Origin of the sequence: Halosimplex salinum (assembly GCF_003730195.1) — an archaeon.
Lineage (GTDB): Archaea > Halobacteriota > Halobacteria > Halobacteriales > Haloarculaceae > Halosimplex > Halosimplex salinum.
Genome location: NZ_QWGG01000015.1, coordinates 14,068 through 33,434, shown reverse-complemented (window position 1 = coordinate 33,434; position 19,367 = coordinate 14,068). Strand labels below are relative to the sequence as shown.

Sequence of the window (19,367 nt, the reverse complement as noted above, 5' to 3'; positions counted from 1 at the left end):
ATGGTTAATTATTACGTGCGGCGGACAGCCAGGGTGTTCGTCACCATCTTTGCGGTGATGTCGCTCACCTTCGGCCTGATCCGTCTGCTTCCGGGAGGACCGTTCACGCAGTTGCGAGTCCAGTTGCTGAGACAGGGGTTACCGCCGGAGGAGGTCAACAAGCAGATCGCAAACCTGCAGAACGTCCAGCCGGACGCGCCGTTGTGGGTACAGTACTTCGACTACATGAGCGCGGCGCTCCAGCTCGACCTGGGTCAGTCGATCCACTACAGCCGTCCGGTCGTCGACATCGTCGCACGAGCGGCACCGTGGACTATCTTCATCGTCGTCGTCTCGACGGTGCTCATGTTCGCGGGGGGGATCGTGCTCGGGGCAATCCAAGCCTACTGGGAGGGGTCGAGGTTCGACACGGCCGTCTCTTCGGTCTCGATCGCGGGGATGTCGATCCCGTTCTACGTGCTCGCGATCCTGCTCCTGCTGTTTTTCTCGTACCGGTGGTCGCTGTTCCCCCCCTCGGGGACGGCCGACCCCAGTATCGAGAACCAGTGGAGTCTCGAGTACGTGATCAGCGTGATTCGCCACGGAGCGCTCCCCATCCTGTCGTACACTATCGTCGGGGTCGGCGCGCAGGCGCTGGCGATGCGTGGCAACAGCATCCAGGTGCTCGGTGAGGACTTCGTCGAGGTCGCACGACTTCGCGGCCTCTCCGACGGGCGGATCGCGACCCGCTACGTGGCGCGCAACGCCATCCTGCCGATGTACACCGGGTTCCTGCTGCTGCTCGGGTTCCGGCTGGGAGGGACGATCATCCTCGAACAGATCTTCAACTACCCCGGTCTGGGCCTCGAACTACTCAACGCCGTCAACAGGAACGACTACCCGATGATGATGGGCACCTTCCTCGTCATCACGGTGGCGCTGGTCGTCGGCGTGTACATCGCTGACCTGACCTACGGGAAGATAGACCCGCGCATCAGCAAAGGTGATTCCAGTGAAGCATACTGAATCGGACGCCCCGGCAGAGGGGCTCGACTGGCAGAGTGAGAGTTCGGGCGCGAACATGACTCGGGGGGACCGCCTCCGCGAGTTCTACGAGCGAAGCATCTACGAGCCCGGGGTCGTCGCGTGGTCGGACATGCGGACCCGGCTGGGCCTCCTGTTGCTCGGCGTCTACGTCGCGGTGGCGCTGGTGGCCGTCCTCGGGCTCTGGCGAGCGCCGAGTTCGAGTCAGGCGCCCCGGCTCCTCGGGATGTTCGAGAACTGGGCCTACCCGCTCGGGACGACGAACTCGGGTGTCGACCTGGCCGCCTCGATCATCCACGCGACGCCCGACGTCCTGCTCATGGTGCTTGCCGGCGGCGTCTGGGCGACCGGCGTCGCGGTCATCGTCGGGACCCTCGCCGGCTACAAGGGTGGGACCGTCGACACCGTCCTGATGTCCATCTCGGACTTCTTCATGGCGATCCCCGGCCTCCCGCTGGTGATCATCCTCGCAATCACGTTCAGTCCGGAGAATCCGATCTTCGTCGGGGTCATCCTGACGATCAACTACTGGGCGGGGCTGGGTCGGTCGCTGCGCTCGCAGGTGCTGACCATCCGCGAAGACAGTTACGTCGAGGCCTCCCGGACGATGGGGACCTCCACGGTCCGGATCCTCTGGAAGGACGTCATCCCGAACCTGATGCCGTACGTGACGGTGAACTTCGTGTTCGCCGCACGCTACACGATCTTCGCGTCGGTCGGGCTGTTCTTCCTGGGTGTGTTGCCCTACTCGGATCCGACCTGGGGCGTGACGATGTCGCGGGCCTACGAGAACGGGGCGCTGTTCGTCCCCGCGGCCGCCCACTGGATCATCGCGCCGATGATCGCCGTGGTCGGCCTCTCGCTGTCGATGATCCTGCTCGGGCAGGGCCTCGACCGGGTGTTCAACCCGCGGGTCCGTACCCGACTCGCCGGCGAGTCAGAATCGACTGCAGAGGAAGGCGAAGAGACGACGTCGAAGGGGATGGTCTAAATGGCAACCGATCAGCGAACGACGGCGGACGCGACGGTTCACTCCACGGTCGAGGACCCCGTCGTCGAGGTCAACAACGCGAAAGTGACCTTCGACGACGGCGAGACGTACGTCCTCGACGACGTGAGCATCGACATCGAACGCGACGAGGTGCTGGGGATCGTCGGCGAGTCCGGGTCGGGCAAGTCGATGTTCGCATCGGCACTGCTCGACTCGATCCCGGACCCCGGCAGACTCACCGGCGAGATCCTGTATCACCCGGAGAGCGGCGGGACGGTCGACGTCCTCGAACAGAGCGACGAGGAACTCCGGAAGTTCCGCTGGGAGGAGATCTCGATGGTGTTCCAGGGCGCGATGTCCTCGTTCAACCCGACGATGAAGGTCGGGGCCCACTTCCGGGACACCCTGAAGGCCCACGACAAGAACGTCGAGGAGGGGATGGTCTTCGCCCGGGAACTGCTCGAGAACCTGTACCTCGAGCCCGAGCGCGTCCTCGACGCGTACCCCCACGAGCTCTCCGGCGGGATGCAACAGCGCGCGCTCATCGCGCTGTCGCTCGTGCTGGAACCGGAGGTGCTGGTGATGGACGAGCCGACGGCGGCGCTCGACCTGCTGATGCAGCGGTCGATCCTGATGCTGCTGAACGACCTCCAGAAGACCTACGACCTGACGCTGGCGTTCATCACGCACGACCTGCCGCTGATCACGGCGCTGGCCGACCGGATGAGCATCATCTACGCGTTCCAGTTCGTCGAGGTCGGCTCCCGCGACAAGATCATCGCGGACGCGGGTCACCCGTACACGCGGAAGCTGCTGAACGCGACGCCGAACCTCGACGCGCCCCTCTCGGAGATGCAGCCCATCGAGGGCGAGGGGCCGGCTCCGGTGAACGTTCCGGAAGGGTGTAGCTTCCACCCCCGCTGTCCGCTCGCGACCGAGGAGTGTGTCAGCGACGACCCGCCCCTCGAGACCATCGACGACGACGGTCATCGGACGGCCTGTCACCACTGGGAACAGGCCCGCGAGGAGATCGCCCTCAACTACGGCGAGGACGCGGCGACCGCGCAGCGCGACCAGGAAGCGTTCGACCGCGACGTGTCGCCCGAACGCGGCGAAGAGGCCGTCCTCTCGCTCGACGACGTCGAGGTCCACTTCGAGGAGGAGCAGGGACTGTTCGACATCTTCGGCGACGACCCGGACATCGTCAAGGCCGTCGACGGCATCGACCTCGACATCTACGAGAACGACGTCGTCGCCCTGCTGGGCGAGTCCGGATGCGGGAAGACGACGCTGGGCAAGACCGCCATCGGGCTCCAGCGCCCGACCGGTGGGAGCGTCAAGTTCCGCGGGACGGACATCTGGGAGGCCAAGGCCGGCAACACGGAGCGGTCGTACGACGAGGTCCGGCAGGCCATGCAGATCATCCACCAGGACCCCGGCGCGTCGCTCAATCCGAACCGCCGGATCGTCGACATCCTGTCGGAACCGCTCCGGCACACCCACCCGAACATCAGCCGGAACGAACGCCGAGACCGGATCTACTCGCTGCTCGACCGCGTCGGGATGAACCCGCCGGCCGATTTCGCCGACCGGTACCCGCACCAGCTCTCGGGCGGCGAGAAACAGCGCGTCGCGCTGACGCGCGCGCTGCTCATGAACCCGGACGCGATCCTCGCGGACGAGGCCATCAGCGCCGTCGACGTGAGTCTGCGCGTCGAGCTGATGGACCTGATGCTCGAACTGCAGGACGTGTTCGACACCTCGTTCCTCTTCATCTCCCACGACCTCTCGAACGCGCGGTACTTCACGGAGCACGGCGACGGCCGTATCGCCGTGATGTATCTCGGCGAGATCGTGGAGATCGGCACCGCGGAGCGACTCATCCAGGACCCGCGCCACCCCTACACGAAGGTGCTGCGCTGGGCGACGCCGACGCTCGACCTCGACGCCGTCGAGGCCGGCGAACCGCCGATGCGGTCCATCGACGTGCCCGACCCGGTCGACCCGCCGTCGGGCTGTCGTTTCCACACCCGGTGTCCCGTCGCTCGGGAGGCCTGTACGGAGCAGAAGCCGCCGCTGTACGACGTGGAGGGCGGCGAAGGCAACGGTGCCGCCTGCTTCCGTGAGGACCCGGACCACGAGTACTGGCAGAGCGAACCCCTCGAGGGCGCCGAACTCGTCGGCCCCGACGAGGAGTTCCAGACCGACCAGGCCGCCGGGGACTGACGGCCCGGCGACCGGGAGACCGACTACCGCTTCGTTTTGTCGCGTCGCTCGGCCGGTAGCCGCGCGTTCGAGTCGCGGCTCACTGGACGGCGGAACCGGGGACTTCAATACCGGCGGCCGACAGGTCAGAACGTGCCCGGTGGAACAAGCGCCGTCGACCTCGTCTGCGCCCAGCGCGACAACATCCCGATGGTGCTGGCCGTCATGGCCACGATGGGGGTCCTGCTGGCGCTCTCGGCGCTGTTCGTCTCGCCCGGCGACGACGCCTTCCCGATCCTCGTCTTCGACGCGGTCCTGATCGTCGGGTCGCTCGTCGTGTTTAGCTTCACCTACTGGTACTGCACGAACCGCGCGATGGACGAGTAGACGGGGCTACGCCTCCGGGACGGGATCGACGGAAAACTGACGGCTGTCGCGATATCCTTTCGAGACTACTGCTCGTCGAGGAACTCGGCGGTCTCGGCGGCCAGATCGGCGATCTCTTCCTCCGGTTCGGCCTCGGCGAGGTCGTTCAGGGGGCCGACGGCGCGGTCGTCGCCGAGGAGGCCGAGGCCGCGGACGCCGCGGGCGCGGACCCGCGAGTCGTCGTGGCCGAGGCAGCCGATCAGTCCGTCGTAGGCCGGCGCGGCGGCCTCGGGGTCCTCACCGGCGAGTTCGGAGAGCACGTCGGCGCCCGCGGCGACGATCGTCGTGTCCGGGCTGTCCAGCAGTGCGATGACCTCGTCGACGCTGTCCGCGTACGCTTCGGGAACGCCCTCCGCGATGGCGATGACGACGTTCGAGAGCACCACCTGCGTCTGGAGGCGCATCTCGTGTTCCTCCTTGTCCTGTTCGCGGAGGGCCTGTTCGATGTTGGGATCGTCGAACTGCTCGGCGCCTTCGCTCTTGTCGAAGGAGACGGACCGGTCCTGCAGGACGGCGAGGAGTCGGTCGACCTCGTCGGAACAGTACTCGGGGTGATCGACGACGATCTGGGCGAGTATCTGGGCGCCCAGGAGCTCGATGCCGGCCAGATCGCGTTCGGTCAGCGAGACGGCCTCCGAGACGCCGTCGGCGAACAGGCCGGGTGACTCGTTCGCGACGCGGAGCACGACCGTGCCGGCGGCCTGTGCGACGGAGACGCGCTCGTCTTCCAGGAGCGCGAGCAGGTCGTCGAGGAACGGCTCGACCGCAGAGACGTCCTCGACGGCGAGCGCGTCGAGCACTCGCACGCCCTTCTGGCGGACGAAGGACTTCTCGGACGCGAGCGCCTCCCGGACGACCGCCGACTCGTCTTCCGAGAGTTCGCCCGATTCGACGTCGACCCCCTCTACCCGTTCAGACACGTCTTCCACCATGGAGCGATCCAGCCCGCCGAGGCCCAAATACGTGTGGATTTCGACACCAACTCGCCCCGCGTTCGGCTGAACCGGACGCGAACGCGGGAGATTCACCTCGCAATGTTTATGTGGGCAACGGAAATCCATCCGAACATGCCATCGAGTGACGCGGATCCCGAGTATCAACGCCCGGATCTTCCGGTCTCGCGGCGGGTCTCGGATCTCCTCGACAGGATGACAGTGGCGGAGAAGGCCGGTCAGCTAGTCGGAACGTGGGCCGGCGAGATGCACCGGGACGTCGACGTGGACGAGGTGAAAGGCCTCGTCCGCGAGAAACACCTCGGCTGTGCGGCGCCGTTCGGGTGGGGCGGCTCCGCGGGCACCGAGGTGGGCGAGATCGTCGACATCGTCAACGAACTCCAGGAGACGGCGACCGAGGAGACGCGCCTCGGGATCCCGCTCTTCCTCAACGTGGACGCGGTCCACGGGCACGCGTACGTCGCGGACGCGACGGTGTTCCCGAACGGACTCGGCGCCGCGGCGACGTGGGACCCCGAGACTATCGAGGCCGGCGCCCGGATCACCGCGACCGAGGTCACGGCGACGGGCGCTCACCAGAACTACTCGCCGACCTGCGACGTGGGTCGTGACCCCCGCTGGGGCCGCGTCTTCGAAACGTTCGGCGAGAGCCCGCGGCTCGTCGCCGAGATGGCGGCCGCGAAGGTCCGCGGCTACCAGGGCGACGGACTCGAAGCCGAGGCCACCGTCGTCTCGACGGCCAAGCACTTCCCCGCCTACAGCGAGCCCGAACGCGGCGAGGACGCGGCGCCGGTCGACGTCTCGGAGTACAAGCTCCGCAACACGTTCGTCCCGCCGTTCGAGGCCGCGCTGGACGCCGGCGTCGAGTCGGTGATGCCGTGTTACAACTCCATCAACGGCGAGCCCGTCCACGGGTCCGAGCGCTGGCTCACCGACCTGCTCCGGGGCGATCTGGGCTTCGACGGCACCATCGTCTCCGACTGGGGCGGCGTCCGCCACCTCACCGACGACCACAAGACCGCCGCGGATCTGCGCGAAGCGACCTACGACGCCCGCACGGCGGGTCTCGACGTGGCCTCCGTCGGCAACGACATCGAGGTCGACGAACTCGTCGACCTCGTCGAGTCCGGCGACCTCGACGAGTCCGTCCTCGACGCGAGCGTCGAGCGCGTCCTCGAACGCAAGTTCCGCATGGGACTGTTCGAGGACCCCTACGTCGACAGGGACGAAGCGCTCGAGACGGTCGGCGCCGACGAGCACCAGCGAGTGGCCCTCGACGTCGCCCGCGACTCGCTGACCCTCCTGAAGAACGACGACTTCCTGCCGATCTCCGGCGAGGAGGACGTCTTCGTCGGCGGGCCGAACGCCGACGACCTCGTCCACCAGGTCGGCGGCTGGTCCGTCGAGGAGGAAGAACACGTCGACGGGACGACCATCCTCGAGGAGATCCGGAATCACGTCGACGGCGAGGTCAGCTACGAGCAGGGCGCGGGGCTCCACGACACGCTCGACGTCGACGCGGCCGCCGAGAAGGCCGCCGACGCGGACGTGGCCGTGCTGGCGCTCGGTGAGGGGTGGTACCTCCACGAGTTCGGCGCCGGCTCCCCGCGCACCGAGACCGGCGAGTTCCCGACGCGCGAGCAGCTCGACATCGCCGAGGAACAGCAGGCGCTCGTCGACGCCGTCGTCGAGACGGGGACGCCCGTCGTCGGCGTCCTCGTCACCGGTCGCCCCCTCGCGGTCGAGAAACTCAGCGAGCAGGCCGACGCCCTCCTGATGGCCTACTTCCCCGGGACGATGGGCGGCAAGGCCGTCGCCGAGACGCTCGTCGGCGAGAACGACCCGAGCGGCCGTCTCGCGGTCACGATGCCGCGTTCGGGCGCGCAGGTCGACCTCCACCACGACCACCTCCACCAGCCCCGCCCCATCGGCGACCACGAGCACCCCGACTCCTACGACCCGCTCTACCCGTTCGGTCACGGCCTGACCTACACCGAGTTCGAGACGGGCGACCTCTCGGTCGACGAGTCGGTCGTCGGACCGGGCGACACCGTCGAACTCGACGTGACGGTTCAGAACGTCGGCGACCGCGCCGGCACCGAGGTCGTCCAGGTGTACAGCACGACGGAGTCGAAGACGCTCGTCATGCCGGAGCGACGCCTCCAGGCGTTCGAGCGCGTGGATCTTGACGCCGGCGAGGAAGCGACGGTGACCGTCGAGGTGCCCGCCGAACGGTTCGGCGTCTACGCCCCCGGCGACGGCCACCGCGTGGAGGCCGGCGACTACGACCTCCTCGTCGACGGCGAGTCCGTCACCGTGACCGTCGACGGCGACTACCTGTAACGCCGCTCACGGTTCCGAACCCCCTGTTTTTCGGCCGTGGAGCTACTGGCCGCGTCGACCGACCAGCGCCGCGGCCACGAGCAGGACCCCGAGAGCGGCGAGCGCCCCACCGAAGCCGGGACCCGATCCGACGGTGGTATCGAGGGCTGTCGGCTCGTCGTCGGTCGGCTCGCGGGTCGAGTCTTCGGTCGGCGCGGACGCAGACGGGTCCTCGGCGATCGCGGTCGCGGATCCCGACGACGCGTCGGGCGTCGCAGTCGCCGACGGCGTGTTGATCAGCGGTTCGTCGGTGCCGTCGGAGTGTTCCTCGGGCGCGACGCTGAGGTAGGTCCCGACGGGGTCGCCGCCCGCGGTGATCGGCGGGTCGTCCGGGCCGAAGGTCCCGTCGCCGTCGTCGCGGTGGGCGACCACCCGGACGCGGAAGTCCCGCTCCTGCTCGGCGAGGAACGACTCGTCCAGCGAGACGGTGACGTTCCGATGGGTCCCGGCGTCGAGCGAGCGCGAGCCGACGGTCTCGTTCTGACCCACCGGTCGGACGGCGACGTGGCCCGCGACCGGCAGGTCGACCCGGCGGAGCGTGACGGCCCCGTCGGTGACCGGCAGCGGATCGAACGCGGCGGCGAGGACGCGCGCCTCGGTCGAGTCGCCCTTCCCGACCGTGAACCGCGTACTCGCCGCGGGATTGATGTCCGTCATCGCGAGGTCCGCGCCGTAGTCGAACGCCTCGTTGCCGTTCGCGTCGCCGTGCAGGACGGCCCAGATCGTTCGGTTCCCCGCCCACTCGTCCCACGTCGAGGGGTCGATCCGGATCGGGACGTCCGCCAGGAACGTCTGGTTCGGCGTCCGGCCGACGTACTCGTTCCCGAGCGGGTCGCCGGGGCGACCGCCGTCGTCGGCGCGGAGCACCACGAACCCCGGCGTCGGCGATGAGACCGTCTCAACGACGACGGTCCCGTCGCTCGTCACCTGCGAGTCGACGGCGACGTGGTTGCCGTGGGCCCCAGCGGTCGCGACGGCCAGCGGCGCGGCCAGCAGGAGCGCGAGCGTGAGCGCGACGACCGGTCGGGAGGGGTGGGGCAGGCGGTCGACCATCTCAGACGGTGATCGTCGCCGGGTCCATCTGGAGGAAGGCCCGCTCGTACCCCTCGTGGCGGGCGAGCTGGGGCGGCGTCCCGACGGAGAGGGTTATCTCGTCGCCCGACTCGACGGGCTCGGGCAGGGCTGTGCCGTAGTGGTGGCCGAGCGCGGGGTCGAGCGTCGACCGGAGCGAGCCCTCGAACACCGTCTCGCCGTCCCGCGAGACCGTCGCCGAGAGGCTCATCGCCGGCAGCACGAGCCTGTTGTACGGCGTCCGCGCCGACACCGCGAGGTACGGGTCGTCGTCGGTCAGGCGTTCCGCGTCCGCGGCGGGCACCTGCGTCGTGACGAGTTTCGCGTCGTCGCTCCGGCCCGTCCCGAGGACCGTTCCCGGAAGGTCCTCGGGCGTCGGTGCGCGGGCCTGGGGCAACTCGCCCATCTCCATGGGGCGGAGCGCACCGCGCTCGCCCGCCTCGTCGATCGATTCGGTCTTCAACTGTTCGCGCACCTGCTTCGACCACTCGAACTCGACGTCGGCGGTGGCGGGGTCCTCGAACCGGCCGTCGAACTCGCCGGTCGTGCGGCCGCCCAGGCCGCCGACGCTGAGCCGCGCCGCGTACGTGCCGTCGCCGTCGAGGCCGAAGTTCGCGCCGTAGTGAAACCCCATCCGCTGGGAGAGCATCGGGTAGATGACCTCCTGGGAGACCAGGTCGCCGTCGCGAGTGATCTCGACGGAGAGGTCCGAGTCCGGGAGGACCGTCCCCGTCTCGGGGTCCCAGACGACGGCCATCAGGTGCACGTCGTCGCCGTCCTCGCCGTCTTCGATTGGCGTCACTGACCGCTCGTCGAGCGTGACGGTCCAGAATCGATGCGGGACCGCGACCAGCAGCGCGAAGCGGTAGTCGCCGGCCGTCGCCGTTCCGGGCATCACCATCGTCTCGCGGAACGACTGGACGTAGACGCCGGACGGGCCGTCGGGCGTCGCCGTTCGTTCGGGCGGGGACGCTGTCGGTTCGACTGTCGTCGACCGCGCCGTCTCGGTCGGCGTACTCCCGTCGCTGTCACCGAGACAGCCGGCGAGCCCGACCGCGGCGGCGCCGGTCGCGGAGTGGAGGAAGCTCCGTCGATTCATCGCACGAGCGTTGGGCCAACGCGTGGTTAACCGTTCTGGTCTCTCCGCCGACAGATCGGGTCGGTCGGTTAAATCGCTGTTTCACCTTCAGGTGCGATTATATCACGGCCACCCCTCTGTTCGGATGCGGTGGGCGCGCCCTCCACCCGGCGCTTGCCGACCGCTACCCGAAACCCCACCCGCGACCCGACACCGATCACGGCAGTCGCCCGCTGCCTGTGCCAGGCTGTCCCGTCGCCCGCGGGACGGCCGCCTTTACCGGACGGACCCGCGGCCGTGCGGGTCCGTACGCCTATTTCGTCCGTCTACCGCTCCCCGAGTCGCTCGCGCATCACCGCCAGCCCCGCCGCCGGGTCGACGTCCGCGCCCTGCGCTTCGAGCGCCTCCGCCAGCGCCGGCACGAGGAGCGTCACGTTCTCCGGTCTCGCCGAGTGACCCATACAGCCGATCCGGAAGATATCGCCCTCGAGAGCGCCGAGCCCGGTCGCTATCTCGAGGTCGTAACGGTCGAGCAGGTACTCGCAGACGGCGCCGTCGTCGACGCCCGCCGGGACTTCCATCGCGTTGAGGCTCGGGAGCCAGTGGGCCTCGTCGGGGTTCAGGGCGAGCCCCATCGCGTCGAGCGCGTCTTTCAACACCCCGGCGATGCGCCGGTGGCGCGCCCACCGCTCCTCGATGCCCTCCTCGGCGACGAGACGGAGCGCCTCGCGGAGCGCGTAGACGTTCGTGACCGGCGCGGTGTGGTGGTACGCTCGCTCCTCGCCCCAGTACCCCTCCAGCAGCGAGAGGTCGAGATACCACGACCGCGCCGGCTCCTCGCGGGAGAGGACCTTCTCCATGGCGCGGTCGTTCAGGGTGAGCGGGCTCGCGCCCGGCGGACAGGAGAGGCACTTCTGTGGCCCCGAGTAGGCGGCGTCGATGCCCCACTCGTCGACGCGCAGTTCGACCCCGCCGAGCGAGGTGACGCAGTCGGCGATCACGTACGCGTCGTGTTCGTGGGCGATACTCGTCAGTTCGGGCACGTCGGGCTGTCTGACGCCCGTCGAGGTCTCGGCGTGGACGAAGCCGAACACGTCGGGCTGGTGTTCGTCGAAGGCGGCCGCCACGTCGGCAGGGTCGAGCGGTTCGCCCCAGGGGGCATCGACGCGGACGACGTCGCCGCCGGCGCGTTCGGCCATCGACGCCATCCGGTCGCCGAAGTAGCCGTTCGTCGGGACGAGGGCGGTGTCGCCGGGTTCGACGAGGTTGCCGACGGCCGCCTCCATCGACGCCGACCCCGTGCCGGAGACGGGGATCGTCCACTCGTTGTCCGTCCGGAACGCGTACCGGAGCAGCTCCTGGACCTCGTCCATGATCTCGACGAACGACGGGTCGAGGTGCCCGACGAGCGGGGTGCTCATCGCGCGGAGCACCCGGGGGTGGACGTCGCTCGGACCGGGGCCCATCAGCGTGCGATCCGGGACCGTGAGTTCGCCGACCTCGGGTCGTGACATGCCTGAAGCCACCGCGTGCGACGACAAAAAGTATCGGGACGGGAGCCAGCGTATCGAACCGCGAGACGGGCCACTCCGGCATCGCTCGCAGAACTTATGCGAGTCTACCCGCGAGGTTCGGGCGATGAACGAACAGCGGACCGTCGTCGCGTCGGTCATCGTGAGTACGTTCTTCGTCGGGTTCGGCGGCGGCGTCGTCTTCCCCATCCTCCCGAACCTCGGCGCCGTGCTCGGTATCTCGCCGTTTCTCGTCGGGCTCATCCTCAGCGCAAACCGCTTCACGCGGATCCTGGCGAACGCGCCCGCGGGGTCGCTGGTCGACCGCGTCGGCACCCGGACGCCGTTCGTCGTCGGCCTCTTCGTCGAGGGGGTGGCGACGCTGGGGTACGTCGTCGCGTTGGAAGCGCCACTGCCCGAGGCGTGGTTCCTCCTCGCGCGCGTGCTCTGGGGGATCGGGAGCGCGCTCGTGTTCGCCACCGCCTACACCATCGCCGCCGACGTGAGCGACGGCGGCGACCGCGGCACGAACATGGGCGTCGTCCGCGGCGGCATCACCCTCGGGTTCCCCGCCGGACTCGTCATGGGCGGCGTCGTCAGCGACGCCTACTCCGTGTTGACCGCGTTCGTCGTCGCCGCCGCCTTCGCCCTGCTCGCGAGCCTCTTCGCGTACTTCACCATCCCCGAGACCCACGTCGAAGGCGAGCGGACCGCGGTCAAACCCTGGGAGGTCGACACCGCCCTCCCGACGCTGACGGTCGGACTCGTCAACTTCGGCCTCTTCTTCGCGTACCTCGGCGCGCTGTTCGCGACGCTCGTCCTCTTCGTGGACGAGAAGGGTATCAGCGTCTGGGGGTACGGCCCGCAGGGAATGTCCGGCCTGCTCATGGCCGTGACCGTCCTCGCCGCCGCCGTGTTCACGCTCGGCGGCGGCAAGCTGAGCGACGACCTCGGCGGCCGGGTCCCCACCCTGCTGGGCTTCCTCGTCGTCTCCTTCGCCGGATTCGTCCTCCTCGCGCTCGCCGGGTCGCTGGAGACGCTGGTCGCCGCCTGCGCCCTCATCGGCACCGGGCAGGGCGGTACCAGCGGCCCGCTGATCGCCCTGCTCGCCGACCTCACTCCCGACGAACGCACCGGCCGCGCCATGGCCACCAACAACGTCTTCGGCGACCTCGGCGGCGGTCTCGGTCCCATGGTCTCGCTCCCCGTCGTCGAATCGATCGGCTTCGCCCCCGTCTACGCCGCGTGCGCCCTGATACCACTGATCGCCGGCCTGCTGCTGGTCGCCGGCGTCTACTCTCAGACCGGACGGCTCAACCCGCAGACGGCGAGCCTCTCGACCGATTCGTGACGGACGAACATAACGTATTTCGGATTGTTTAGTCAGGAGTTGTATAGAAGTTACTACCTTTCGAGAGGGGCCTCAGCCTTCGAACCGCAGAATCCGTTCGAAAGAAGCTGCTCCTCCATTTATCCGGTATTTCGGAATTCGTTCGCTGTTTTCTCGTTGGTCCGTAATTCGTTCTCTCAACAGCCGACATAGAAGGCATGAGCACCCATTACGCGCCTTTATCCAATATCGCCGGGTTGCGGCGGATCGAAAATATATCTTCTTCACATACATACAAGAATCCGAATATATCTATCGATCTCGACCAATTGATCGAGATCGAGGTGGTTAACCGTGGCCGTCGGTGAGGGTGGGTGTGACCTCCACTGACACCGAGGATCCGGAGACGCTGGATCCGCTGACGACATCTGCCTATCACGTCACCGTCGACGACGGCCGTGACTCCTTCTACGCCCTCAGTATCGAGCGCGAGGACAGCGACACCGCGTACCTGATGTCCGACACCGTCGTCGCGCTCGACCAGATGCGGTAGCTGTTCGACCGAAACTTCCCCGGACAGAGCGACGTCCGTTCGACCGAGGGACTCAGATCCGCGAGAAGTTCTCGTCGGGGTACACCTTTCCGTCCGCGATATCGACCACGTCGAGTCGCTCCAGTCTCGCGAGTCGCTGCTCGGCGTCGCGCTCCTCGATCCCGAGCTCGACAGCGCGCCCGATCACCCGGTCGCGCGTCGGCACCGCCGAGATCAGCCCGTCGTCGTCGACGGTCGTCTCCTCGGCGACGATGGCTTTCAGCACCGCGCCGTGTTCGCGCTTCGACGGCGTCTCCCGCTCGCCCGTCCACTCGACGCTCAGCGACCCGTCGTCGTTGACGTGCGACACCACGAACCCGCTCGGGAGCGACTCCGTCAGCGCCGCCACGAGCGCCGCTCTGTCGAGTCGCGCCGTGAACCGATGGCGACGCCCGTCCCCGGACCGGTCGACCGCCTCGACGTTCACGCCCGTCTCCGTGACCGCCTCGGAGATGGACTCCGCCAGTCGGTCGCCGACCGCCGCGCCCACCTCGTCCCGCTCGCTCGCCCGCTCGGCCGCCTCCCTCGCCAGCGTCTCGTACTCCGCCATCCGCTCGTGGAGTGGGTCGTCGGTCATACAGTCGTACTCGGCGCCAGTGGATTACGTGTTTGGGGCGACTCGCAGGGGAGATGCTACGGCGTCGAGGTGCAGACCGCTCTCGCGAGGTAGCGCCCTCAGAAGTGGGTTGGCCAGGAGTTGAACCTGGGGCCTGCTCCGTGTGAAGGAGCCGTCATAACCGGACTAGACCACCAACCCGGGTACTCCTGGCTAATCCGCCCCAGCCCTTAAGAATTGCTTTCCGTCGAGACGCCTACTGCGTCCCGCCGGTCCGACCGCGGACCGAACCGACGGTCTCGCGGACCGCCGAGAGGAGCGCTTTGGCCTCGCTCTCGGCCCGCTCCCGCACGGACTCGAAGCGTCCCGGTTCGGGCTCGTCCTCCCGACCGGTCAGCTCCTTGACCTTCCGCTCGACGGGTTCGGCCTCCTTCGTCACGCCCTTCTTTGCCGTCGTGAGCGCTCTCTTCAGGTAGTACAGGGTGTCTTCGAAGTGCCTGTTCATATCTGACCGTACGAAAGCAACAGATATATGCTTTGCGTCCCCACCGGAAGGTTGATAATGTTTTAGGCAGACCTAAATAACGTCGGCGCGTGGTCGATACCCGAGGCCCGCGTCGTCTGTCTGTCCCACGACGCTGTCACATGCGCACACGACGGTGGGCATCGGCGTGTGCACTCGAGTGGGTGGACCGCCGGTGACTCGTCCACCACACACTTACTGTATCAACCGGTACCGGGAGGTATGTTCGAACAGGTGCCCGTCCCGACGCCGTTCCAGGTCGGCCCCGTCAACGCCTATCTCGCCGACCGGACGCTCGTCGACCCCGGACCCGACAGCGAGGAAGCCTGGTCACACCTCCGCGACGCGCTCGCCGACCGCGGGCTGGCGCCCGAGGACGTCGAACGGGTCCTCGTCACCCACCCGCATCCCGACCACTTCGGCCTCGCCAAGCGGTTCCAGGAGCGCGGTGCGACCGTCGTCGCCCACTCCGACGCCGCGGTGGTCACCGCCGACTTCCCCGGCCGACTCGACGCCGAACAGGCGTACTTCTCGGAGTTCTTCGAGCGCTGTGGCATGGCGACCTCGACGGCCGAGACCGTCACCGAACTCCCGGAGGCGTTCGTCCACTACGCCCCCAGCGTCGCCGTCGACCGACAGGTCGAAGCGGGCGACACCGTCACCGTCGACGGCTGCGAGTTGCGCGTCGACGACCTCGTCGGCCACGCCACCGGCGAGATACTGTTCGCCTTCGACGGCTCGAAGGGCCACGAGGCCATCGTCGGCGACAACGTCCTCGCGGAGATCACGCCGAACCCGTTCCTCCAGCCACCGCCTCGCCCCGACGCCGACCGCCCCCGGATCCTCCCGGCGTACAACGACTCCCTCGCGGTGTTGCGCGACGCGGGCTACGACCGCTTCCATCCGGGCCACCGTGGCCTCGTCGACGACCCCACCGACCGCATCGACGCCATCCTCGACGAACACGACGAGCGCACCGAGCGCGTCGCCGGCTTCCTCGACGAACCGACCACGCCGGTCGAGGTGATGACCGAACTGTTCGGCGACCTCCCCGTCACCGAGCAGTTCCCCGGGATGAGCGAAGCCGTCGGCCACCTCGACGTGCTCGAAGCGGCCGGTCGCGTCGATGTCCGGGAGATCGACGGGACGATCCACTACGAACGCGCGACGTGAGACGGTCGGGACGGCGCTTCCTCAGTACGTCGGCTCTTCCTCGCGGACGCCCTCGCGCTTGTTCACCACGCGAGCGAGCGTGAAGAGGAGGTCCGAGAGGCGGTTGAGGTAGACGATGCCCGTCTCGTTGACGCCCGCCTCGGCCTCCGCGAACGCGACAGCGCGCCGCTCGGCGCGCCGGCAGACCGCTCGCGCCTGGTGGAGTTTTGCACCCGGCTCGGAGCCGCTCGGGAGGATGAAGCTCTCCAGCGGGTCGAGTTCCTCGTCGAAGGCGTCGATGCTGTCTTCGAGGTGGTCGACGTGCTCCTCGCGGACGCTGGGGTCGCCCTCGTCCGGGTCGGGGTTGGCGAAGTCCGCCTGCGTGACGTGGAGGTGGTTCTGCACCTCGCGCAGGAGGTCGTCGACGTCGTCGTGACCGGTCGGGCGGACGACGCCGACGGCGGCGTTCAGTTCGTCGACGGTCCCGTAGGCCTCGATGCGCGGACTGGTCTTCGAGACGCGGGACATGTCCCGCAGGTCCGTCAGCCCCTCGTCGCCGCGGCCGGTGTAGATCTTCATACACCCCGCTCGGGGGGCCAGTGACTTAACTCCGGATCCGAACGCCGCGGCGAGGATCAGCACGTTAAATTACCGCCGTGCTGAAGGCGAGTGTATGAGCGAGGTCATGGAACACGAGTGTCCGTCCTGTGAGACCGAACGCGAGTTCTACCAGGCGGCGAGCATGAAAGTCCACATCGGCACGAAGGTCAAGTGGCACTGCCCCGAGTGCGACTACGGGTTCGTCCGCATCGACGGGACCGTCGACACGAGCGCGGCCTCCGTGTAACGGCGCCGTCGCGACTCACACCGTTTTCCGAGCGGTCGACCGGCCAGCCGCGCCGCTCACTCGTCGGCCGGAGTCAGCGAGAGGACGACCGCCGTCCCGCCCAGGTCGCTCTCCTCGAAGCGCAGGCGACCGCCGCAGGAGTCACACACCCAGCGGACGATCCAGAGGCCGAGGCCGCTGCCGTGTTCGAGCTGGGTGATCTCGCTCGACTCGTCGACGGCCTCGCGCTCCGTCTCGGGGATGCCGGGGCCGTCGTCCGCGACGCGGACGTCGACCCGTCCCGCTTCGCGGTGGGTCTCGACGCGGATCCGGTCGCCGCCGTACTCGACGCTGTTCTCGAGGGGCTCCGAGAGCGCGAGTTCGATCCGGCCGTCGCCGACGACCGTCAGGTCGTCGACGTCGGTCTCGATCTGCGCGTCGGCGTGTTCGCGGCGGTACTCCGCCACGACGCTGTCGATCACGCCAGCGAGCCCGACGGTTCGGTCGCGAAGCGACCCCTCGCGCATCGTGCGGTCGAGCGAGCGCGCGCGGTCGCTGAGCGAGGCGACCTCCGAGGCCGTCTCGACGAGCGTCTCCGTCCACTCGTCGACGCGCTCGTCCTCGACGCGGTCGGCGATCATCTCGGCGTACCCGAGGACCACGTTGAGGTCGTTTCTGAGGTTGTGCCGGAGGACGCGGTTGAGCACCTGGAGGCGACGCTCGCGTTCCTTCTGTTCGGAGATGTCGGTGTAGATGCCGAAGCTCCGCGTGCCGTCGTTCTCCGTATCGTACGGGATCCCGCGAAAGAGGAAGTCGCGGTACCCGTCGGCGGTCTCCCGGCGGACCTCCCGCTGGACGACGTCGCCGGCCGCGGCCAGTCGGTTGAGTTCGCCACCGTTCTCGCGCTCGTCGGCCGGCAGGACGAACTCGTCGATCGATTCCCCCGCGATCGCCGCCGCCTCGTACCCGAACACGTCCGTGAACGCGTCGTTGACGGACCTGACGATCGGCCTCCCGTCCTCGTGTGACGCCTCGACGACCGCGTCCGGGAGGTTGTCGAAGAGGTAGGTGAAGCGGTCGCGCTGGCTCTCCAGTCGCTCGCGCGTCTCGAGGAGTTCGCTCCGGTCGCGGACGACGCCGACGGTCCCGGCGAACCCCTCGTCGGCCGGGAGCAGCGACACCTCGACCTCGCCGGGGAGGGGGTCACCGTCCTCGCGCTCGAACGTCGTCTCCACCGTCCTGCTGGTTACGCCGCCGTCTCTGACCCCCTCGACGGCCGCCGACAGCGCCGACTCGTCTCCGAGCACCGAGGCCACCGGCGCGCCGACGAGCGCGGCGCGCTCGCGGCCGAGCCACGTCGCCAGCGGTTCGGTCACCAGCGAGAACCGACCCGTCTCGTCGGCGACGTACACCATGTCCTGGACGTTCTCCAGCACCGTCCGGTACTGGACGAGTTCGTCCTCGTAGTCGACGCGGTCGAGCGCCACCGCCGCGTTCGAGGCCAGGATCGCCGCCAGCGACCGGTCCTGCTCGTCGAAGGCCCCCGATTCGGTCGCACCGATACTGATCGTCCCCTGGTCGCCGAGTGGGACGTACAGCGTCTCGGCGATATCCGGGGGCAGGTCCTCGTCCGCCACGTCGATGTCCGTCGGATTGTGACGGGCCGCTCCGGTCTCGAACGCGATGCCCGGTCCGCCCTCGCCGGGAGCGTACACGGGCCGTCCCGACGCGGTGAACGTGCCCTCGTCGGAGCCCGCGACCGGTCGTAGTGTCTCCGTCTCCGGGTCGTAGAGGCGAACCACGTTCAGGTCGTATCCGAGCGCGTCTTCGACGGCGGCGACGACGATCTCGGCGATGCGTTCGCGGCTATGCGCGCCCAGCAGCCCCCGCGACGTGTCGAGCAGTTCGGCGAACCGCTCCCGGGCCTCGCGGAGTTCGCGCTCGCGTTCCTTCCGGTCCGTGATGTCTCGGATGACGCCCGCGACGCCGACCACCTCGCCGTCCTCGGTGACCGCCGTCACGCGGTCTTCGGCGGGGAACGTGTCGCCGTCCGCCGGAGCGATCGTCGTCGTCACCGTCGTCGACTCCGTCTCGCCCCGGATCACGCGACGAATCTCAGGGAAGACGTCGTCGGACGCCGCTTCCGTCGTGATAGCCGAGACGTGTTCGCCGACGAGGTCGTCGACCTCGTACCCGGTCATCTCGGCCAGCGAGTCGTTGACGACGACGAAGTGCCCCTGCCTGTCGAGGACGTACAGCCCGTCGTCGACCGCGTCCAGCGCCCTGACCGTGTCCCGGGCGCCCGCGGTCGACGACGACTCGTCCGGTTCGCCGTGACGCGCGCTCGCAGTGTCCGAGGGCGCCGTTTCCGCCGGCGCCGGGCCGCCGCCGGAGATCTGGGCCTGCACGCGGTCCGGTAGCGATTCGTCCGCCGCCTCACGGGGGTAGTACTCCGTGACTCCGAGCCGCGTGGCCGCCGCCGCGAGTTTCCCGTCGGGCCGCTCCGAGACGAGGAGTACCGGTTCGCGGTACCCGAACTCGCGGACGCCGGTGACGACGTCGAGCCCGTCCACCGCGTCGCAGTGCTCGACGACCACGCAGTCGACGTCGCTCGTCGCCAGCACCGACAGCGCCCCTCTCGTCGAACCGACCGCGTCGACCACCCACCCGTCCGCGTCGAGTTCGTCCGTCCACCCGCGTCCCCCCGCCGGACCGACAGCGAGAACCCTCCGTCCCATGTAGGCCAAC

The 19,367-nt window shown here is 68.5% G+C and carries 17 protein-coding genes and 1 tRNA gene; 9 read left to right on the top strand and 9 right to left on the bottom strand.

Annotated elements, in window-relative coordinates:
* The 4 genes from D1409_RS23160 to D1409_RS23145 all read left to right on the top strand — a co-directional run bounded on the left by D1409_RS23160 (nt 1) and on the right by D1409_RS23145 (nt 4,606).
* Nucleotides 1–1,005, top strand: coding sequence for an ABC transporter permease (locus tag D1409_RS23160; RefSeq protein WP_123539334.1), 1,005 nt, complete (start codon nt 1–3; stop codon nt 1,003–1,005).
* Nucleotides 983–2,014, top strand: a complete 1,032-nt coding sequence (locus D1409_RS23155) for an ABC transporter permease (protein ID WP_123539333.1) — start codon at nt 983–985, stop codon at nt 2,012–2,014. Before D1409_RS23160 ends, D1409_RS23155 begins: the two co-directional genes overlap by 23 nt.
* Nucleotides 2,015–4,240, top strand: a complete 2,226-nt coding sequence (locus D1409_RS23150; RefSeq protein WP_123539332.1) for an ABC transporter ATP-binding protein — start codon at nt 2,015–2,017, stop codon at nt 4,238–4,240. It begins immediately after the preceding gene.
* A gap of 132 nt (nt 4,241–4,372) precedes the next feature.
* Nucleotides 4,373–4,606, top strand: a complete 234-nt coding sequence (locus D1409_RS23145; protein WP_123539331.1) for a hypothetical protein — start codon at nt 4,373–4,375, stop codon at nt 4,604–4,606.
* 65 nt (nt 4,607–4,671) lie between these two features.
* Here the strand turns inward: D1409_RS23145 and D1409_RS23140 are convergent, their stop codons facing one another.
* Nucleotides 4,672–5,577 carry a HEAT repeat domain-containing protein gene (locus tag D1409_RS23140; RefSeq protein WP_123539330.1) on the bottom strand — a complete coding sequence of 302 codons (906 nt, stop codon included), beginning with the start codon at nt 5,575–5,577 and terminating at the stop codon, nt 4,672–4,674.
* A 135-nt stretch (nt 5,578–5,712) separates the two neighbouring features.
* Here D1409_RS23140 and D1409_RS23135 point away from each other — a divergent pair, with 135 nt between their 5' ends.
* Nucleotides 5,713–7,941 (top strand): glycoside hydrolase family 3 N-terminal domain-containing protein, encoded by a 2,229-nt coding sequence (locus D1409_RS23135; RefSeq protein ID WP_123539329.1) that lies wholly within the window; start codon nt 5,713–5,715, stop codon nt 7,939–7,941.
* Nucleotides 7,942–7,983: 42 nt separating this feature from the next.
* Here D1409_RS23135 and D1409_RS23130 read toward each other — a convergent pair whose 3' ends face one another.
* The 3 genes from D1409_RS23130 to D1409_RS23120 all read right to left on the bottom strand — a co-directional run bounded on the left by D1409_RS23130 (nt 7,984) and on the right by D1409_RS23120 (nt 11,595).
* Complete coding sequence (locus tag D1409_RS23130; RefSeq protein WP_123539328.1) at nt 7,984–9,033, bottom strand: DUF7282 domain-containing protein; 1,050 nt, start codon at nt 9,031–9,033, stop codon at nt 7,984–7,986.
* Between the two features lies 1 nt (nt 9,034).
* Nucleotides 9,035–10,150 carry a DUF7350 domain-containing protein gene (locus tag D1409_RS23125; RefSeq protein WP_123539327.1) on the bottom strand — a complete coding sequence of 372 codons (1,116 nt, stop codon included), beginning with the start codon at nt 10,148–10,150 and terminating at the stop codon, nt 9,035–9,037.
* Nucleotides 10,151–10,455: 305 nt separating this feature from the next.
* Complete coding sequence (locus D1409_RS23120; RefSeq protein WP_123539358.1) at nt 10,456–11,595, bottom strand: pyridoxal-phosphate-dependent aminotransferase family protein; 1,140 nt, start codon at nt 11,593–11,595, stop codon at nt 10,456–10,458.
* Between the two features lie 172 nt (nt 11,596–11,767).
* Between D1409_RS23120 and D1409_RS23115 the strand changes: the two genes are divergently transcribed.
* Nucleotides 11,768–12,991 carry an MFS transporter gene (locus D1409_RS23115; protein WP_123539326.1) on the top strand — a complete coding sequence of 408 codons (1,224 nt, stop codon included), beginning with the start codon at nt 11,768–11,770 and terminating at the stop codon, nt 12,989–12,991.
* A 355-nt stretch (nt 12,992–13,346) separates the two neighbouring features.
* A complete protein-coding gene (locus D1409_RS24975; protein ID WP_164471866.1) occupies nt 13,347–13,523 on the top strand; it encodes a hypothetical protein in 177 nt (58 codons plus the stop codon).
* Nucleotides 13,524–13,575: 52 nt separating this feature from the next.
* On the opposite strand, the gene D1409_RS23110 is transcribed toward D1409_RS24975, so the two are convergent.
* The 3 genes from D1409_RS23110 to D1409_RS23100 all read right to left on the bottom strand — a co-directional run bounded on the left by D1409_RS23110 (nt 13,576) and on the right by D1409_RS23100 (nt 14,623).
* Nucleotides 13,576–14,139 (bottom strand): hypothetical protein, encoded by a 564-nt coding sequence (locus tag D1409_RS23110; RefSeq protein WP_123539325.1) that lies wholly within the window; start codon nt 14,137–14,139, stop codon nt 13,576–13,578.
* A 105-nt stretch (nt 14,140–14,244) separates the two neighbouring features.
* Nucleotides 14,245–14,319: transfer RNA gene (locus tag D1409_RS23105), tRNA-Val, on the bottom strand.
* A gap of 55 nt (nt 14,320–14,374) precedes the next feature.
* A complete protein-coding gene (locus D1409_RS23100) occupies nt 14,375–14,623 on the bottom strand; it encodes a DUF7553 family protein (protein ID WP_123539324.1) in 249 nt (82 codons plus the stop codon).
* 240 nt (nt 14,624–14,863) lie between these two features.
* Between D1409_RS23100 and D1409_RS23095 the strand changes: the two genes are divergently transcribed.
* Nucleotides 14,864–15,814 (top strand): MBL fold metallo-hydrolase, encoded by a 951-nt coding sequence (locus D1409_RS23095; protein ID WP_123539323.1) that lies wholly within the window; start codon nt 14,864–14,866, stop codon nt 15,812–15,814.
* 21 nt (nt 15,815–15,835) lie between these two features.
* Here D1409_RS23095 and D1409_RS23090 read toward each other — a convergent pair whose 3' ends face one another.
* On the bottom strand, nt 15,836–16,372 hold the full coding sequence (locus tag D1409_RS23090) for a cob(I)yrinic acid a,c-diamide adenosyltransferase (protein WP_123539322.1): 537 nt from the start codon (nt 16,370–16,372) through the stop codon (nt 15,836–15,838).
* A gap of 94 nt (nt 16,373–16,466) precedes the next feature.
* On the opposite strand from D1409_RS23090, the gene D1409_RS24970 reads away from it, so the two are divergent.
* Nucleotides 16,467–16,640, top strand: coding sequence for a DUF7838 family putative zinc beta-ribbon protein (locus D1409_RS24970; RefSeq protein WP_164471865.1), 174 nt, complete (start codon nt 16,467–16,469; stop codon nt 16,638–16,640).
* Nucleotides 16,641–16,696: 56 nt separating this feature from the next.
* On the opposite strand, the gene D1409_RS23085 is transcribed toward D1409_RS24970, so the two are convergent.
* Nucleotides 16,697–19,357 carry a PAS domain S-box protein gene (locus D1409_RS23085; protein ID WP_123539321.1) on the bottom strand — a complete coding sequence of 887 codons (2,661 nt, stop codon included), beginning with the start codon at nt 19,355–19,357 and terminating at the stop codon, nt 16,697–16,699.
* Between the last annotated feature and the right edge of the window lie 10 nt (nt 19,358–19,367).

Excerpts from the sequence above, each read along its gene's own strand:
- D1409_RS23090 (WP_123539322.1), bottom strand. The coding sequence starts at position 16,372 with ATGAAGATCTACACCGGCCGCGGCGACGAGGGGCTGACGGACCTGCGG.
- D1409_RS23095 (WP_123539323.1), top strand. The coding sequence starts at position 14,864 with ATGTTCGAACAGGTGCCCGTCCCGACGCCGTTCCAGGTCGGCCCCGTC.
- D1409_RS24970 (WP_164471865.1), top strand. The coding sequence starts at position 16,467 with ATGAGCGAGGTCATGGAACACGAGTGTCCGTCCTGTGAGACCGAACGC.
- D1409_RS23085 (WP_123539321.1), bottom strand. The coding sequence starts at position 19,357 with ATGGGACGGAGGGTTCTCGCTGTCGGTCCGGCGGGGGGACGCGGGTGG.
- D1409_RS23125 (WP_123539327.1), bottom strand. The coding sequence starts at position 10,150 with ATGAATCGACGGAGCTTCCTCCACTCCGCGACCGGCGCCGCCGCGGTC.
- D1409_RS23100 (WP_123539324.1), bottom strand. The coding sequence starts at position 14,623 with ATGAACAGGCACTTCGAAGACACCCTGTACTACCTGAAGAGAGCGCTC.
- D1409_RS23160 (WP_123539334.1), top strand. The coding sequence starts at position 1 with ATGGTTAATTATTACGTGCGGCGGACAGCCAGGGTGTTCGTCACCATC.
- D1409_RS23130 (WP_123539328.1), bottom strand. The coding sequence starts at position 9,033 with ATGGTCGACCGCCTGCCCCACCCCTCCCGACCGGTCGTCGCGCTCACG.
- D1409_RS23140 (WP_123539330.1), bottom strand. The coding sequence starts at position 5,577 with ATGGTGGAAGACGTGTCTGAACGGGTAGAGGGGGTCGACGTCGAATCG.
- D1409_RS23120 (WP_123539358.1), bottom strand. The coding sequence starts at position 11,595 with ATGGGCCCCGGTCCGAGCGACGTCCACCCCCGGGTGCTCCGCGCGATG.
- D1409_RS23110 (WP_123539325.1), bottom strand. The coding sequence starts at position 14,139 with ATGACCGACGACCCACTCCACGAGCGGATGGCGGAGTACGAGACGCTG.
- D1409_RS23150 (WP_123539332.1), top strand. The coding sequence starts at position 2,015 with ATGGCAACCGATCAGCGAACGACGGCGGACGCGACGGTTCACTCCACG.
- D1409_RS23115 (WP_123539326.1), top strand. The coding sequence starts at position 11,768 with ATGAACGAACAGCGGACCGTCGTCGCGTCGGTCATCGTGAGTACGTTC.
- D1409_RS23135 (WP_123539329.1), top strand. The coding sequence starts at position 5,713 with ATGCCATCGAGTGACGCGGATCCCGAGTATCAACGCCCGGATCTTCCG.